General features: G+C 35.4%; 16 protein-coding genes. 2 read left to right on the top strand and 14 right to left on the bottom strand.

Translation table 11 applies throughout. The features are described from left to right. Positions 1-43 precede the first annotated feature (43 nt). The 6 genes from ACN1CD_RS19855 to ACN1CD_RS19830 all read right to left on the bottom strand — a co-directional run bounded on the left by ACN1CD_RS19855 (position 44) and on the right by ACN1CD_RS19830 (position 6395). Positions 44-811: a hypothetical protein gene (locus ACN1CD_RS19855; protein WP_419132149.1), complete on the bottom strand. Its 768-nt coding sequence runs from the start codon at positions 809-811 to the stop codon at positions 44-46. Between the two features lie 206 nt (positions 812-1017). Continuing rightward, positions 1018-2106, bottom strand: a complete 1089-nt coding sequence (locus ACN1CD_RS19850; protein ID WP_419132148.1) for an acyltransferase family protein — start codon at positions 2104-2106, stop codon at positions 1018-1020. Positions 2107-2250: 144 nt separating this feature from the next. After that, entirely contained in the window at positions 2251-2679 is a 429-nt protein-coding gene (locus tag ACN1CD_RS19845) for a hypothetical protein (protein ID WP_419132147.1), read from the bottom strand. Between the two features lie 221 nt (positions 2680-2900). Then, positions 2901-3104, bottom strand: a complete 204-nt coding sequence (locus tag ACN1CD_RS19840; protein WP_419132146.1) for a hypothetical protein — start codon at positions 3102-3104, stop codon at positions 2901-2903. Positions 3105-3627: 523 nt separating this feature from the next. Then, on the bottom strand, positions 3628-5070 hold the full coding sequence (locus ACN1CD_RS19835) for an MAC/perforin domain-containing protein (RefSeq protein ID WP_419132145.1): 1443 nt from the start codon (positions 5068-5070) through the stop codon (positions 3628-3630). A gap of 128 nt (positions 5071-5198) precedes the next feature. Further along, positions 5199-6395: a S41 family peptidase gene (locus tag ACN1CD_RS19830; RefSeq protein ID WP_419132144.1), complete on the bottom strand. Its 1197-nt coding sequence runs from the start codon at positions 6393-6395 to the stop codon at positions 5199-5201. 279 nt (positions 6396-6674) lie between these two features. Here ACN1CD_RS19830 and ACN1CD_RS19825 point away from each other — a divergent pair, with 279 nt between their 5' ends. Continuing rightward, positions 6675-6908: a helix-turn-helix transcriptional regulator gene (locus ACN1CD_RS19825; RefSeq protein ID WP_419132143.1), complete on the top strand. Its 234-nt coding sequence runs from the start codon at positions 6675-6677 to the stop codon at positions 6906-6908. A gap of 164 nt (positions 6909-7072) precedes the next feature. On the opposite strand, the gene infB is transcribed toward ACN1CD_RS19825, so the two are convergent. The 4 genes from infB to ACN1CD_RS19805 all read right to left on the bottom strand — a co-directional run bounded on the left by infB (position 7073) and on the right by ACN1CD_RS19805 (position 12493). Next, on the bottom strand, positions 7073-10168 hold the full coding sequence (infB, locus tag ACN1CD_RS19820; RefSeq protein WP_419132142.1) for a translation initiation factor IF-2: 3096 nt from the start codon (positions 10166-10168) through the stop codon (positions 7073-7075). Positions 10169-10228: 60 nt separating this feature from the next. Further along, complete coding sequence (nusA, locus tag ACN1CD_RS19815; RefSeq protein WP_320464576.1) at positions 10229-11473, bottom strand: transcription termination factor NusA; 1245 nt, start codon at positions 11471-11473, stop codon at positions 10229-10231. Between the two features lie 3 nt (positions 11474-11476). Next, complete coding sequence (rimP, locus tag ACN1CD_RS19810; RefSeq protein ID WP_419132141.1) at positions 11477-11941, bottom strand: ribosome assembly cofactor RimP; 465 nt, start codon at positions 11939-11941, stop codon at positions 11477-11479. 120 nt (positions 11942-12061) lie between these two features. Next, positions 12062-12493 (bottom strand): hypothetical protein, encoded by a 432-nt coding sequence (locus tag ACN1CD_RS19805; protein ID WP_419132140.1) that lies wholly within the window; start codon positions 12491-12493, stop codon positions 12062-12064. A gap of 17 nt (positions 12494-12510) precedes the next feature. On the opposite strand from ACN1CD_RS19805, the gene ACN1CD_RS19800 reads away from it, so the two are divergent. After that, complete coding sequence (locus ACN1CD_RS19800; RefSeq protein WP_320464579.1) at positions 12511-12855, top strand: phage holin family protein; 345 nt, start codon at positions 12511-12513, stop codon at positions 12853-12855. Between the two features lie 137 nt (positions 12856-12992). Here the strand turns inward: ACN1CD_RS19800 and ACN1CD_RS19795 are convergent, their stop codons facing one another. The 4 genes from ACN1CD_RS19795 to panC all read right to left on the bottom strand — a co-directional run bounded on the left by ACN1CD_RS19795 (position 12993) and on the right by panC (position 16617). Continuing rightward, entirely contained in the window at positions 12993-14132 is a 1140-nt protein-coding gene (locus ACN1CD_RS19795) for an acyl-CoA dehydrogenase (RefSeq protein ID WP_419132139.1), read from the bottom strand. A gap of 150 nt (positions 14133-14282) precedes the next feature. After that, a complete protein-coding gene (locus ACN1CD_RS19790) occupies positions 14283-15275 on the bottom strand; it encodes a lysylphosphatidylglycerol synthase transmembrane domain-containing protein (protein ID WP_419132138.1) in 993 nt (330 codons plus the stop codon). A 4-nt stretch (positions 15276-15279) separates the two neighbouring features. Further along, positions 15280-15630, bottom strand: coding sequence for an aspartate 1-decarboxylase (gene panD / locus ACN1CD_RS19785; protein WP_055909206.1), 351 nt, complete (start codon positions 15628-15630; stop codon positions 15280-15282). A 141-nt stretch (positions 15631-15771) separates the two neighbouring features. Continuing rightward, positions 15772-16617: a pantoate--beta-alanine ligase gene (gene panC, locus ACN1CD_RS19780; RefSeq protein ID WP_419132137.1), complete on the bottom strand. Its 846-nt coding sequence runs from the start codon at positions 16615-16617 to the stop codon at positions 15772-15774. Positions 16618-16635: the final 18 nt, after the last annotated feature.

Here is a 16635-nt window from a genome sequence, read left to right as displayed (position 1 = left end):
TTTAAAAGAATAAAATGGAATGAACAGATGATTATAAATTTAATTAATTAGAAAATTTAATTTCTAATTTCCTTGAAAATACTTTAAACCGAATAATTTGTTTAATGTTAAGAGGAAACCAGTAAGAAAAAGAATAATCATAATTTAGATTATCTGTACCTGACTGGCCTTTTAATCTAGGTTTATATTTAAAGGGTAAATATGAATATTTCCCTTCCATTATCGAAAATAATACTGCTCTATTTAGTGCATGTTCTAAATAGTAGCCTTCGCTATCATTAATCAAATCTGTAGTTGAAAACAAGAAATCTGTAAAAAAGGTCTTATCAGCAATAAATATTCTAGAATCTGAATATTTTAATTGACAAATTAAGTCTACCATAACATTACATTTATATTTTTCATAGCTTCTTAATATTGGCTTAATGTTTAAAGCTTTATATCGGCCCGTTATCTTACAAACACTATTATTACTGCTTATAAATCTAGAATGTTGAAAAGCGTGTTGCAGAATTATCATTTCTCCATGCCCTTTCCCTAAACGCTTATCAAAATTATTTCCAATGAAAGTAAAAACTTCTAGTCTTGCTCTATGAGCTGAGTGTTGAAATGTTTCGGATATATCAATTCCTGAATTTTCTACAAATACAATAAGGTTATTTGTGTTGTCTAGATAAAAGTTAATGGTTTCAATATATTGGAGTCTTCTTATTTCAGGATTTGTCAACTTTGTAAAAGTCATTCCTTCAGGATTTATGCATCCTGTTAGCAAAATTACTGGCTGCGTTATTGCAGTACTAATTTCCTCCATTGTAAAAGTAACTACTTATTTAAATTTCATGCTATTTTACCAATATCCTATATAAATTTAAGATATTGTATCTGCGAATTTAAGGCAAATGTATCAACTTATGTTAAAATATTATTTTGCATTTCTATTCAAACCATAACAATTTTCTCTCAAATCAAAAAAAAAGCCCATAAGCATTGAACTACAAAAGACAGAACATTATAGGATTACTGCCCGATGGCCCATTTTAGTCTTGTTTTTAAAATTAAAGAAGTAAGGAGGAAACTCAAAGAGTAAGTGATTAAAAATCTAATCAAAAGGATTCCAGTATTTGTCCAGATTGATAAATGTTCGTAATCCAATTTTAGTGGTTGAAATATGAGTGGTAGAAACCTACTAATTAACAAATAATGGATTAAATAAATACCAAATGTTGTTTTTCTAGGTTGAAACTTCTTTTGTATAATTGGTATATTTCCAATTTTGAGGAGCATTGCAAAAATGATGAAAGAATATAAAATATTTGAGATACGCAAGGTATTATAAGCATCTTTTGAGCCAAGATTCAATAAATGAAATGACTCTGCAATAGCCAGCCCAAATGATATCATTCCTATTAATAGCAATGTATACCATGAAATTTTATTTAAAAAGACAATAATCTTATCATAATATTTATTAAGATAAATACCTAGCCATAGAAAAAAAATAAATCCAAATAAGGCAGCAGAATGCAATGTTATAAACCAATTGTAATATATATTAATACTATATACAACGGAGATACATCCTAAAATTGCCCCAAACCAAATCTTGTATAAAAACTTTTTGAATATTAATAGAATGGTAATACAAATTAGAAAATTCAATATAAACCAGTAAGTTGTATAGAATAGTGCATGATTCAGAAGCTCCAATATATACTGATAAAAATGATTAACGAGCATCCCCTCTCCTCCTTTACGGTAAGCAACATATCTATCTATAGTCGTAAGAACCATAAATACAAAAACCCAAAACAGCCAGGGCTTTATTGTATTCTTAAATCTATTTTTTAAATACTGTAAAGAATTATATTCTTGAAACTTATAATTTATTAAAAAGCCTCCGATTAAAAAGAAAGCAATTGTACTAAATTTAAAGAGTTGAATAAATGATGCGCCAATAAATGTGTCGAATGTATTGGAATAGATATCATTTCCAACAGCAGGACTATGTTCAAGGACTATTCCTATCATGGAAATACACCTAATAGTATCGACGAAATCAAAATTTTTAGTTTTCTTTATCTCTTCATTCTTTAATTCAATATCCATTGACTTTAATAATTAAGTTGGCGAATATCTCAAAAAAAAAGAGCTTCAAACTATGCTGAAGCTCTTTTAACATTTATGTACGTAAAATATTACAGAAACATTTTAAAATTATATATTTCTTGTAGAAAAAATGTCAACAATCCATTATTGCACATAAAACGCAATTCCTTCAAATTGCCAATCTCTAACTCCTGTCAATTCACCCGCATCGCTAGTATAAAGTCGGTCGCTGCTTTTTGTATTATAATATTTATAAACTGCCTTCGCACCACTAGTCAATGATGTTAGAACGTATCCTGCGATTCCTTCTGAATCATAGCCTGGGGGAGCCGTCTGGTTATCAGGTTGAAATACATGATCATCCGCGCGAGATCTATAAAATCTATAAAGCGGCACGTAAGGCCCTTCTTGTATAACTTTAATAAGTCCGTAATCTCCTTCAGATTGCCATCCAATCTTTAGAAGATCACGTTTTTCTCTAACTGAAGCAGTAATTATATGCCGCCCTCCCTTAGGATTGAACATACGAGTTAGGAGCATCATATCAGAAGATGGGACAAGAATAATTGGCATGAAAAAATTAGTAAAATTATCATTCGATTCACCCTCAGCACGAAATTTTACCCTTATATTTCCAGTTGTAAATCCAGCTGGTAGAATGAATTAAAGCTACCTTGATAAAGCCTTGCAGCACCCATAGCGAACAACGGTAGTGTAATAGGATTATTTATTGGAGTATCTGTACCATCAAGTGCATGATGATATAATATTACTTCAATTGATCTTGGGGCGGACTATTCTATTGAAAAGAAATTAAGAGAGGCAGTAAATGGTGTTGGTATAGAAGCTACAACAGGTAACTTGTCATAAAGCATAGAACCATTTAAAATTTTGATAGTCAACGGTCTTACAAGTGCCTTTTTTGTTAAATTCATCAAAAATAGCAATGATAATAGTAGTCTCTTCTTCATTTTAATTCCACTTACTTTCATACTCATATTGATACATATTTGATTTATCATAAAGGTTTTCAATCATTTCCCGTTCAAAATGATTACTTCCAAAAACATATTGATTTGAAGTTGAATTAAATTTTACTTTATCAAACGGAACTTCTGAAATTATAGAAATAAACTTTCGAACTTTTAAAATCTTAACAGATTTTGTAACAACAACAACCTTAGATGGTTCATTCGCTTGTGTAAATCTTTTTTACAACTAACCATGAAGAGTATTGACCCTAATATTAACGGCATATAATAATGCATAATTATTTTTTACAGATGACAAATTCAAATTATCAATCTAAATGATAACCATAAAAAATTACATTACTTTATTTATTATTAATACTTTTTTAAACTTTAATCTCGGCAGCTGGTAACAGAAAAGTAGCAGCTAGAATAATCTAGCTGCCACTTAAAATTAATCCTCTGTAAATTTTAGGACACAGTAAATTTTAAATCTGTTTTTATTTAAAATAAGCGAATTTCAAAAATTTAGTGCGAAAATCAATTATTTTTAATTTAATGCATAAAATCCAATACCTTCTGAAACATATCCAGATGGAGTAATATTTACTTTAGAAAAATAGTGGTCATTGTTATTTGGATTATAATACCTGTAAATGGGAACAGAATTAGCTACTGATGAACTATAAGCATAGAAGCCAATACCCTCTGAAACATAACCGGCTGGAGCTGGAGAACCTTCTGAAAATAAATGATCGCCAGTTTGCGGGCTATAATACCTGTAAATTGGAACTGTATTCAAATTATCAGCATTTTTAAATGCATAGAAGCCGATACCTTCATCAACGTAACCTCCAGGAGCCGGAGACCCTTGAGAATACAAATGATCCCCATTTGCAGAATTAAAATATCTATAGATTGGTACTTCACCTAATTCTTTAACCTGTCTATCACTGATATACTTATCAACAGCTAGCCTAACTTGTTCCTTCTTAATAGGATCTGTAATGAATTCATAAAGTGGAACAGATTTGTTAATATTCACCAATGTAGCGTTGTTTACAGTAATACTTTGTTGCCATCCGGCAAGATTTACAGATTGCGAAGTATTTCCAGCTGCATCACTTGAAAATGAAGTTCCTGAATTGGTGCCTCCATAATAGGTACCAATAAAAGATTTCTCAGTCGTTTCATTTGATATAGTCGTTTTTTCATCTTTGCTAACATCTGAACTAAAGCTTATACCAAATATTTTATCAACGCCAATAGAAAAACCTGCCTTTATAGCTCGTAATTTTTTCTCTGCAGTTGTTTCTTTAATTACTGATCCACGATATTCGTATTTTAATCGACCTCCTATACTTAGACCTAACAATACATGTGTTCCATATCTTTCTACCAATGCATCAGCACTATAATTAGATAAATTGGCTATAAATAATGGGGTTAAGTAATTTCTTAATATATCAAGGGTTGCATCATCAGTAAAATTGATGCTTTTGATCCTTACTCGTGATTCAAAAGATGAATAAGAATATTTACTATTATAAGTATAAGTACTTTGATTTTCGTTAGCTTTAGAAAAATTACCAGAACCAAATGTGTTTTTTTCTTTTTCTCCAGCACTAACGGTTAAACCATATGTTTCTTTGGTATTAATTTCTTTTATGTAATCAGAAGCTGTTGCACCACTATATGTAGCGAAATAACCGTAAGTATCTGTGGGTGTATTTATTCTATTGGGATAATCTGTATTAAATCTATCAACATCAATAATTGCGGCATCTGATGCATTGGCTGAAGCAAACAATTCACCAGTCATATCATAGCCATACCCCAATAAATCCCATCTCCCATCACCGTGAATAGCTAAATTTTTATGATTCCCCGCCAGTCCATTTTCTTCCGTAAGTTCATTTTTCTTGCAACTACCTAACGCAACTGTAAACATACACAGCATGCAAACAATTTTTAACTTGTAACTTTTTTTCATAAATATTTTTTTTCAAAACTACCCATGAAAAAAATAACAGATGACAACTAGCAGTTATCAATATAAAAAAATATTACAATTTATAAAAAAAACAAATAAGTCAAATAAAGTATTATTAAAACTACTTATTATTTTAACCTTAATCTACTTTCAATCATACCAACACCACCATTGTCATTAATAATTGACAATTGCTGGCGTGCTTTACCCTTTGAAATATCGGCTAACTTTGCCTTGGATGCAAGTTTTACTGAACCATTAATCGCAGAAATGATGGCTTTCAAACACGGTTCCTCCGAATCACCTAAAATTGGATTAGCTGGAAGTGCTACAGAAATATTAGGTTCCATTCCGTTAAAATAATCAGACCAACCTTGCGCATTCTTAATCAAAAAACTACTTAAATAAACTGTATACTGATCTATATTCACACCAAAAAAACCTACTGGTTTCCCGTATGTTTTCTCTCCTACGAGTTTGATGTTGAAGTAAGGTTTAAGACAACTGATAATCAACTCGCTTGCAGAAGCAGTTTGTCCTGAAACAATCACATATATTTCTTCTACAGATTCCAAATTTCCTTTCTTATCAAAATAGTAAGTATTTCCCTTTTCTGAATAATCTACATCTGCTAATGTAGCTGCCCGACCTTTATATAAAACAGCTTTCCCCGATTCATCCAGATATGCCTGGTGCCTTAAAATCTTACCATCTCCAGCTTGAAGAGTAGAATTGAATTGCTCAGAATACATTACTTTACCATTTAACTTACTAGGCACAATTAAATTCGCAACGTATTCTGCGGTCTCCACATATCCTCCTCCATTGTATCTAAGATCTAAAACCAAGTATTTAGGTTTTGCTAACGCTACCTCTTCAAAGGCTTTAATTAGCATTTGTTGAGCATCTTTCAAGCGAGGAAAAGAACTCAGCGCTATATAGCCAATAGTTTTATCTGCAGATTGTATGATCTCATTAAATGGAATTGCTTCGCTTAATACAAAGCCCGCTTGCAAAGTTCCACTTTTGGATATTCCTGACTGAAGATAGGAATATTTTGGATTATTATTGAAACCTAATGCCTCATATGGAATCCCTGTTTCAGTATTTAATTTTAACTGTGAAAGATCAAAAAGTTCTTTCTTAAAAGCAGTTATTTCAGGATGAACAGATGAATACTTTTGCCTTGGAGCGAAATCCTGATAGGAGGGCAAAACATCATTCCATAAATAAATCTGCTTAGCATATAAATAAATGGAATCTAAAGTGAGTTCGAATCGGGTACCTGTAGTTGGAGAAACAATTTCCTCTTGGGTATCTGGCATCTCCGTCTTTTTACAGCCTGTAAAGGCGAAGAATATTAAAATAAATAGAATAGCATTTCTACACCCCTGCCAATCTTTTGTTGTAATGTGAATTTTCAAATCTTAATTCTTAAATAATCAATCAATTACAGCAACATGAATAAAAGACGTTAATGCAATATTTCCGATACAAATTAAGCCATTTAAATTGTAAATATTGATAAGTTATGCTTATCAATATTTACTTATTATATCTACATTTGTAAAACCTTAGAAACACAATAATTATCTGTTCTCAAAATGTTAGATATAGGAAATACCTTGAGAAGGTATAGAGATGAATGCCGATATACGCAACAATACGTAGCCAACATCATAGGAATAAGCAGAGTAGCTTATAGAAAATGGGAAAACAATGAAGTTGATTTTGCACTTTCACAGTTGATGAAAATCGCAGAGCTATACGAGGTACCTATCCATCAAATCATCCTGCACTCAAAATTTAATAAAAATCAAATCATGCCAATACAATAAAAAGGGCATCAATATTATTAATGATTAAGCTTATTTTTAATTCATCATTAATGTAAGCCTTATTCAAACTTAAAATTATCAGCTACTTTTTAGTTTTGAAATTTATACAAACAAAAAAAGTGACCCTTTTGGGGTCACTTAAATTTTATAATAGGTTAGAAAACTTATAGTTTCCTTGCTACTTCTACCTGCTCGTAAGCTTCTACAATATCACCCACTTCGATGTTATTAAAGTTTTGAATGTTTAAACCACACTCGTAGCCTTTTAACACTTCTTTTACATCATCTTTAAAGCGTTTTAATGATGCTAATTCACCCGTATAAACTACAACACCATCTCTAACGATTCTGATCTTGCTGTTACGGGTAATTTTACCATCTAATACCATACAACCTGCAATGGTACCCACTTTAGTAATTTTGAAAGTCTCACGAATTTCAACGTTAGCCACAATTTTCTCTTCGAACTCTGGATCCAACATACCTTCCATCGCTGATTTAATCTCGTTGATTGCATCATAGATGATAGAATATAAACGAATATCAATTTGCTCCTGTTCAGCTAATTTACGTGCGCCAGTTGATGGACGAACCTGGAAACCGATGATAATCGCATCAGATGCAGATGCTAACAATACATCAGACTCTGAAATCTGACCAACACCTTTACTAATGATATTGATTTGAATTTGTTCAGTCGAAAGTTTCAACAATGAATCGGCTAATGCTTCAATTGAACCATCCACGTCACCCTTAACAATGATGTTAAGTTCTTTAAAGTTACCGATAGCCAAACGACGACCGATCTCATCAAGTGTGATGTGTTTCTGCGTACGTAATCCCTGCTCACGTTGTAATTGCATCCGTTTGTTTGCAATATCACGTGCCTCAGTTTCACTTTCAAGTGCATTGAAACGGTCACCCGCTGTCGGTGCACCTTGCATACCCAAAACCTGTACCGGTTGCGATGGACCAGCCGATTCAACCTTTTGTCCACGTTCGTTGGTTAATGCTTTTACACGTCCGCTGTAACTACCTGCTAAGATTGGATCTCCCACTCTTAATGTACCAGCCTGAACCAATACCGTAGTTACAATACCACGACCTTTGTCTAATGCAGATTCAATTACAGAACCTGTTGCTCTCTTATTCGGATTAGCTTTAAGTTCTAATAACTCTGCTTCCAATAATACTTTATCTAAAAGTAAATCTACGTTTAAGCCGCTTTTGCTTGAGATTTCTTGTGATTGATATTTTCCACCCCAATCTTCAACCAAAATATTCATTACCGATAACTGCTCACGTACTTTATCTGCATTTGCACCTGGCTTATCCACTTTCGTGAAAGCAAATACCAATGGTACACCTGCTGCCTGTGCGTGATTAATTGCTTCTTTTGTTTGAGGCATCACTGCATCATCCGCTGCTACTACAATAATTGCAATATCGGCAACCTTAGCACCACGTGCACGCATCGCTGTAAAGGCTTCGTGACCCGGCGTATCTAAGAAAGTTACTTTTTTACCTGAAGGTGTAGTTACCATATAAGCACCAATATGCTGAGTTATACCACCCGCCTCACCAGCTACCACATTTGCTTTACGGATATAATCCAGCAATGATGTTTTACCATGATCGACGTGACCCATAATCGTAACAACAGGAGCTCTTTCAATTAAATCTGCCTCGTTATCTATTTCTTCGATTACATTTTCTTCGTCTTCATCTGGCTTAACGAATTGAATTTCGTAACCAAACTCATCAGCAACAATGGTTAAGGTTTCTGCATCTAAACGTTGATTGATTGATACAAACATTCCAAGACTCATACAAGTACCGATAATTTTGGTAACCTGTACATCCATCATGCTTGCTAACTCATTCGCCGTAACAAATTCAGTTACCTTTAATATTTTGGATTGAGATTCAAGTTCATTTGCTGCCTCTTCTGCGTTAAATGCAACATCATCACGTTTCTGACGGCGTAATTTAGCACGTTGAGCAAATTTACCAGATTTACCAGCTCCACTTAAACGAGCAAGTGTTGCTTTGATCTGATCTTGAATTTCTTTCTCAGTCGGTTCTTCTTTAGGTCCGCTTGGTGTAGCATTTCTATTTTGAAAACCACCTCCTGGTCTGTTGTTATTTCTATTTCCCTGGTATGGTGTTCCACCTTGTCCCGCTGGTCTGTTTCCCTGGTATGGCGTACCACCACCCGGTCTGTTACCTTGATAAGGCGTACGGGGAGTACCCGATGCACCTGGCTGACCCGGGCCTGGAGGATTTTGTCCTTGTTGACCCTGACCACCATGTTGACCTGGCTGTCCTGGTGCTCCTGGAGTTTTTTTACGTTTACGTTTACGTTTAGCAGCTTCACTATCACTAGATGATGCCACAGGACCGTTTCTTCTATCCGGAGTTGTTGGTAAAATAATTTTACCAATAATATTCGGACCAGTTAACTTAACGGTACGGGCTTTCATTACCTCAGGTTCGTTAGTTGCTGGCTTAACTTCTGCAGGTTTCACCTCTACTGGTTTTTCTTCAGCCTTAGGTTGTTCTACAGGTTTCACTGGCTCTGGTGCTTTTGCAACAGGCGCTGGCGTAGGTGCCGGAGCAACAGGAGTTTCCTCCTTTTTAACTTCCACTGGTTTTTCTTCAGCTTTTGGTTGTTCTACAGGCTTCACTGGCTCTGGTACTTTTGCAACTGGCGCAGGTGTAGGTGCCGGAGCAGCAGGAGTTTCCTCTTTCTTAGCCGGACGTGTTTTTGAGTTAAGATCATTTAAATCGATCTTTCCTACAATTTTCACCCCAGGTAATCCGCTTTCTTCAGCTTTATCTTCTGCCTTAGCAGGTGCAACTGGCGCTGCTGCCGCAGGAGTTGGTACCGGAGTTTCTACCTTAGGGGTTTCAACAACCTTAGGTTTTTCCACTGGAGGAGTAGATGTTTGAGTATTCTTAATCAGAACCTCTTCATTTTTCTCAAAATCGGTATTCTTCTTCGGCGCTTCTACTGGTTTTTCAGTCTCAGGCTCGTCACGACGTATTTTACCAATCACTATTTGCTTGGCTTCTTCTCTTACGATCTTATCTCCCTGATACTCTTTCAATAAGGCACTATACATGTCTCCCGTAAGTTTAAACATAGGGCTCTTCTCGGCAGAGAATCCCTTTTTGTTTAAAAACTCAACGGCCGTACCCATGCCTATATTAAGTTCCTTAATAGCTTTAATTAAAATGATTGGTTTGTCGTCTGACATTTAGCTCCTGTTATTTTTTAATATAATACAAAAGTAGTGTTTATTTGGCAATTACACCACTTATTCAAATTCTGACTGTAAAATCTGAACCACTTCTTTAATGGTTTCTTCTTCTAAGTCTGTGCGTTTTACCAAATCTTCTACTGTAAGTGCCAAAACACTCTTAGCAGTATCGCACCCGATAGCCTTTAATTCATCGATAATCCAGCTATCAATCTCATCTGAGAATTCTTCCAAATCCACATCTTCGTCACTTTCTTCTCCAGCCTCACGGTAAACATCAATTTCATAACCAGTTAATTTACCAGCCAATTTAATGTTATGTCCGCCACGTCCAATTGCTAATGAAACCTGATCTGGTTTTAAATAAACCGATGCATGTTTAGTTTCATCATCCAATTTAATAGAGGTGATTTTTGCCGGGCTTAAAGCACGGGTGATATATAATGAGATATTATTTGTGAAATTAATCACATCAATATTTTCGTTTTTCAATTCGCGAACAATACCATGGATACGAGATCCTTTCATGCCCACACAAGCGCCTACCGGATCAATACGATCATCGTAAGATTCTACAGCAACTTTAGCACGCTCTCCTGGCTCACGAACAATTTTCTTAACGGTAATTAAACCATCGAAAATTTCTGGAACCTCCAATTCGAACAAGCGTTGCAAAAACTCAGGTGCTGTTCTGGAGATAATAATTTTTGGATTCGCATTAATCATTTCCACTTTAGAGATTACTGCTCTCACAGAATCGCCTTTTTTGAAATAATCTGCAGGAATTTGTTCTGTTTTAGGCATTAAAAGCTCATTGCCTTCATCATCTAAAACTAAAGTTTCTTTTTTCCAAACCTGATAAACCTCACCAGTGATAATTTCACCTACGCGATCTTTATATTTTTTGAAAATTTCATCTTTCTCTAATTCCAATACTTTAGAAACCAATGTTTGGCGTGCAGCTAAAATTGCTCTGCGACCGAAACTTTCTAAAGTAATCTGTTCAATATAATCGTCTCCAACTTCTAATGTATTGTCTAATTTAGAAACCTCAGCAAGCTCAATTTCTAAATCGTCATCTTCAGAGAAGCCGTCTTCCATTACTTTTCTGGTTCTCCAGATTTCCAAATCCCCGTTATCCGGGTTCACAATCACATCACAGTTTTCATCTGTTCCGTATTTTTTACGCAACATGCTACGAAAAACTTCTTCCAGCACACTGATCACCGTAGGGCGATCTATATTTTTGAAATCTTTAAACTCCTGGAAAGAGTCGATTAAATTAATTGTTGTAGTACTCATTTTTTACTTAAATGAAATTAACACACTTGTTTCTAATATATCATTAAACGGTACCGTCGTTTCAACATTTACCGCTTTTTTCCCTTTTTCTTTAACCGATTCTTCTAAAATTAGGTTGTCTTCTGTAACCGCTAAAAGTTTCCCTTCCTTTTTCAGTCCATCCTTAAATTTAATACTTAAAGTACGGCCAATGTTTTTAACATATTGGCGATTTAATTTTAATGGCTCACCAACACCTGGAGAAGAAACTTCTAAATTATAAGCCTGCTCAATTACGTTTTCCTCTTCTAGGTGAAAACCTACATGCCTGCTAATGGCCACACAATCCTGTATGCTAATCCCTTCGTCGCCATCAACATGAATAATTAACTTATGGTTTGGCAACATTTTCACTTCAACCAGAAAAAGCTCTGGCCGATCAGCAATTTTTTCCTCGACGAGGCTTGCAACTTTCTTTTCTACCTGCATATTTTAACCTGATTTCATAGAAAAAGGGGACATTGTCCCCTTCTCTTTTCTTCGATTACGATGCAAATATAGTACTTTCTTGCGAAAAATCAAATACTTATCTCATTATTATGCTGATTATTACCGTTTAAGTATCTGCTTTTGCGGCTGTAAATTATGCCTGGCAGTACCGTTAAGTAAGTTACTCAGCCCCGCGAACTTAATTCCAATATAATTTTCTACCAGATAACTTTTATCTTTTTGAAAAGGCTGTTCAGGCATGAAGACAACAGAATCTCCTGTTACCTTAACTTTCCCAGACACTTCAATATCATCCTGCAAACTATCCAGATCTCCGGGTTTTAAGATAACTGAAATCAAAGCTACGGAATCAGCATTGCCCTTATACCGGTTTCTAACCTGAAGTAAACTCGCCTCATCAATATTTTTGACTACTATTGATGCACTATCCGCTGAAAACTTAATGACTGGTTTTTTGTTTGTACCAGAACAAGAAATTAAGAATACTGCTATTGCTGCAACTATTAAAAATTTACACAAGCTTTTAATCATTAACAAATTTAAACATTATGAGATTAATTATTGAAGTTCTTTTAATGGGACTTGCCTTTTTTATTGGGGCTAAACTGGTTCCCGGAGTAGAAGTAACCGGATTTATGAGTGCATTGGGCGCAGCCGTGTTAATAGCACTCGCTAACGCAACTATTGGTTTTATTTTAAGATTGTTAACTTTTCCAATTAACTTTTTAACATTAGGGCTGGTATCATTCATTATCACCGTTCTGATGATTCTTCTGGTGGATAGCATGATGACATCTTTTAATACAACCGGATTCTTTGCCGCTGCGTTTTTAGCCATCATTGTTGCCCTAATAAAAGCAATCTTTGGCGCTGTTGCCGGAGAGAAAGAATAGTTGGGAGTTTGGAGTCTTTAGTCGAGAGTCCTTAGTCCAAAGTCGTTAGTAGAGAGACTTCTTCGATAAAATAAAAAAGTCTGTAGTCTTGAGTCCAACTGACTCAAGACTACAGACTGTTGACTTCAGAATAGATCCTACCTTATAACTTCCCTTGAAATTATCATTTTCTGAATTTCAGATGTTCCTTCATAAATCTGGGTAATTTTCGCATCACGCATTAAGCGTTCTACATGGTATTCTTTTACAAAACCATATCCTCCGTGCACCTGAACGGCCTCAATGGTTACATCCATAGCTACTTTAGAGGCAAATAATTTAGCCATCGAACCGGCCTGTGTATAAGGCAAACCCTGATCTTTCAGCCATGCTGCCTTATAAACCAATAATCTGGCCGCCTCAATTTGCGTGGCCATATCTGCCAATTTAAAGGCAATGGCCTGATGTTCAGATATCGGTTTTCCGAACGATTTACGCTCTTTAGCATATTGCGTTGCGAGTTCAAAGGCGCCCTGAGCAATTCCCAGCGCTTGTGCAGCGATTCCGATGCGGCCACCTTCAAGCGTTTTCATCGCAAACTTGAAACCTAAACCATCTTCACCAATTCTATTTTCTTTAGGTACTTTAACATCATTAAACATTAAAGAATGGGTATCAGATCCGCGAATGCCTAATTTATTTTCTTTAGCTCCAATGGTAAAGCCTTCCATTCCTTTTTCAACAATAAATGCATTGATTCCTTTATGCCTCAATTCAGGATGAGTTTGCGCAATAACTAAATATGTTGAGGCTGAATTACCATTCGTAATCCAGTTTTTCGTTCCGTTTAGCAGGTAATAATCACCCTTATCTTCAGCCGTCGTGCGTTGAGATGTAGCATCTGATCCGGCCTCTGGCTCTGATAAGCAAAATGCCCCAATTTTTTCTCCGGATGCTAATGGCTTCAGGTATTTTTCTTTTTGTGCTTCGCTCCCATAAGCTTCTAAACCATAACAAACCAAAGAATTATTTACGGAAACCACAACTGATGCCGATGCGTCGATTTTAGAAAGTTCTTCCATCACTAAAACATAAGAAATGGCATCCAAACCACTCCCATTATATTTTTCGCTCACCATCATGCCCAGAAAACCAAGTTCACCAAGCTTTTTCACTTGTTCGGCAGGAAACTTTTGATGCTCATCACGTTCGATTACACCAGGCTTTAGTTCTTGCTGTGCAAAATCTCTCGCGGCCTGTTGTATCATTATCTGCTCTTCACTTAATTCAAAATGCATAACATTTAGGTATAAAAGGTTAGTAAATCAAATGTAGCATTTCAAATCTTAAATTACTATGGCTGCATAGTAATTTTATTGAAATATTATTTAGAAAGCATACAGGCTACTGAAACTGAAAGCCGTTAACACAAGTTGGGCTAAACGAACTTATAATTTCGATTGTTTGGAATCTTGCTTCATAAACGTTAAAAACATACTTAAACATCCTAAAATGAGGATAAGTAAAACTTGGGAGGAATGGATAATTGTGGCATAAGCCAATCCATCTTTAAAGGAAATGGAATACAACACTAAAGATTGTGCAACCATCCAGTGGAAAACACCTATCCCACCCTGCACGGGTGCGGCCATAGCAAATCCAGAAAACACTAAAGCAGTAAATGCAGCATTAAAATGCAGGTTACTGGTTGATGGAAGGGATGAAAAGCAGAAATACATAGAAATCAGGTAAAAACTCCAGATTCCAAAAGTATAAAGCAGGAAGGACCACTTATTTTTCATTTTGCGATAGGATCCGAATCCCTGCCTGAGGCTTACAAAAATTCTTAGTAACTTTTTACTCACTCTTTGGCGCAAAATATACACTAACACACCACAAAGCGAAAGTATTAAAACCCCAAATGCAGCCAGCCAGATATAGTTAAGCTGTATTAAATAATTTGAGATATTTTGGTAAATGCGATAATAAAGAAAATCGAAAACCAAATCGTACTGAAAAACCAGCATTGCTAAACTGGTTAAAAAAAGCACTAATACATCGAAAAGTCTTTCCGTAATTACGGTACCGAGTGAAGAAAAAATTGGAACTTTCTCCGTCTTATGCAATACAGAACAGCGAACAACTTCGCCAAAACGAGGCAAAACTAAGTTTGCTAAGTAACCCACAATTACTCCATGATAAACATTCCAGAACTTAACCTGATAATGAATAGAATGATAAAGCATTTGCCACCTTAACGCCCTCAATACATAGGCAAGCCAAACGGATAACGAAGAAATGATCACATAAAAAAGGTTGGCTGTTTTAATTTCCAGCCAAATCCTTTCCAGATCCTGACCTTGAAACGCCAAGTATAAAATACCCACTCCAATCAAAAGCATGATGAGGTATTTTACTGCCGTTTTGAGGTCGAGTGTCACAATGTTATTTTAATAAATGATTATTGTCATCCGGAAAAACAAGGATAGGATTATATTTTTTCGCCTCTTCTATCGGAAGGCTTCCATAAGACATGATGATGAGTATATCGCCTAGCTGAGCCAAACGAGCTGTTGCACCATTTAAACAGATTGTTCCGGTACCACGTTCGCCTTTGATTACATAGGTTTCGAAACGGGCACCATTATTATTATTGACAATCTGCACCTTCTCATTAGCGATAATATTGGCCGCATCCATCAAATCTTCATCTATCGTAATACTGCCAACATAGTTTAGTTCAGCTTGTGTTACTTTAACACGGTGTATTTTAGATTTTAATATTGTAATAACCATTTGGCAAAGTTAGTAATAAAAAGGTTGATGATAATAAATGTAAAATGGAGGATGGAAAAAATGTATGATGGAAAATGGAAGATAGAAAAATGGGAGACGGTAAAGTGATACATTATCCATCTTACCTCAAACTTCTTCCAATCATTTAATGATTATATTATCGATCAATCTCGTCGATCCAACTTTTGCAGCAACCAGTACCACGAGATTTTCTTCATTTTTTGAAGTTGCCGGTTCAAGTGTATTTCCATTGGCGATGGTAAAATAATCCAACTCCACCCCTTCTATATCTTTATAAAATGTTTTTGCTTTTGCTTCCAGTTCTTCTAATCCATATTCATCAAAATGTTTAACCACAAACCGGAGGGATTCATTCAATACCAAAGAGTGCTGTCTATCAGCAGGAGATAAGTGAATGTTACGGCTACTCATGGCCAGGCCATCATCTTCCCGAATAATAGGGCAGGTAATAATCTGGATAGGAAGGTTGAAATACTCTACCATATTTTTAATCATCAATACCTGCTGAAAATCTTTCTGTCCGAACATCGCTATATCGGGGTCAACCGCATCAAAAAGTTTTTTTACAATCTGCGTAACCCCTTGGTAGTGACCTTTTCTAAACTCGCCTTCCAGCAAGAACTCTGCTTTACCAAGATCGATATGCCAGTTTTCATTTTCATCAGCAGGATACATCTCTTCTACATTTGGCATCAGCACACCATTACAGCCTGCACTTTCGAGCATGGCTAAATCGTGTTCGATGGGGCGTGGATATTTCTCCAGATCTTTAGGATCTGTGAACTGCGTAGGGTTTACGAAAATGCTGCAGATAATGATATCGGCATTTTGCTGGGCAAGTTTAATCAAAGAAATGTGGCCATTATGCAAGGCACCCATTGTAGGCACGAGTGCTATTTTTTTACCAGATTCTTTTAATGGTTTTAAGAAAGCTTTAAGCGTTGCTTTGGTTTTAAATATTTCCAATTTGGTCTATCTAAATTA

Source organism: Pedobacter sp. N23S346 (assembly GCF_048515415.1).
Taxonomy (GTDB): Bacteria; Bacteroidota; Bacteroidia; order Sphingobacteriales; family Sphingobacteriaceae; genus Pedobacter.
Note: the sequence above shows the minus strand (reverse complement) of the source record. Positions and strands in the feature narration are given on the sequence as shown.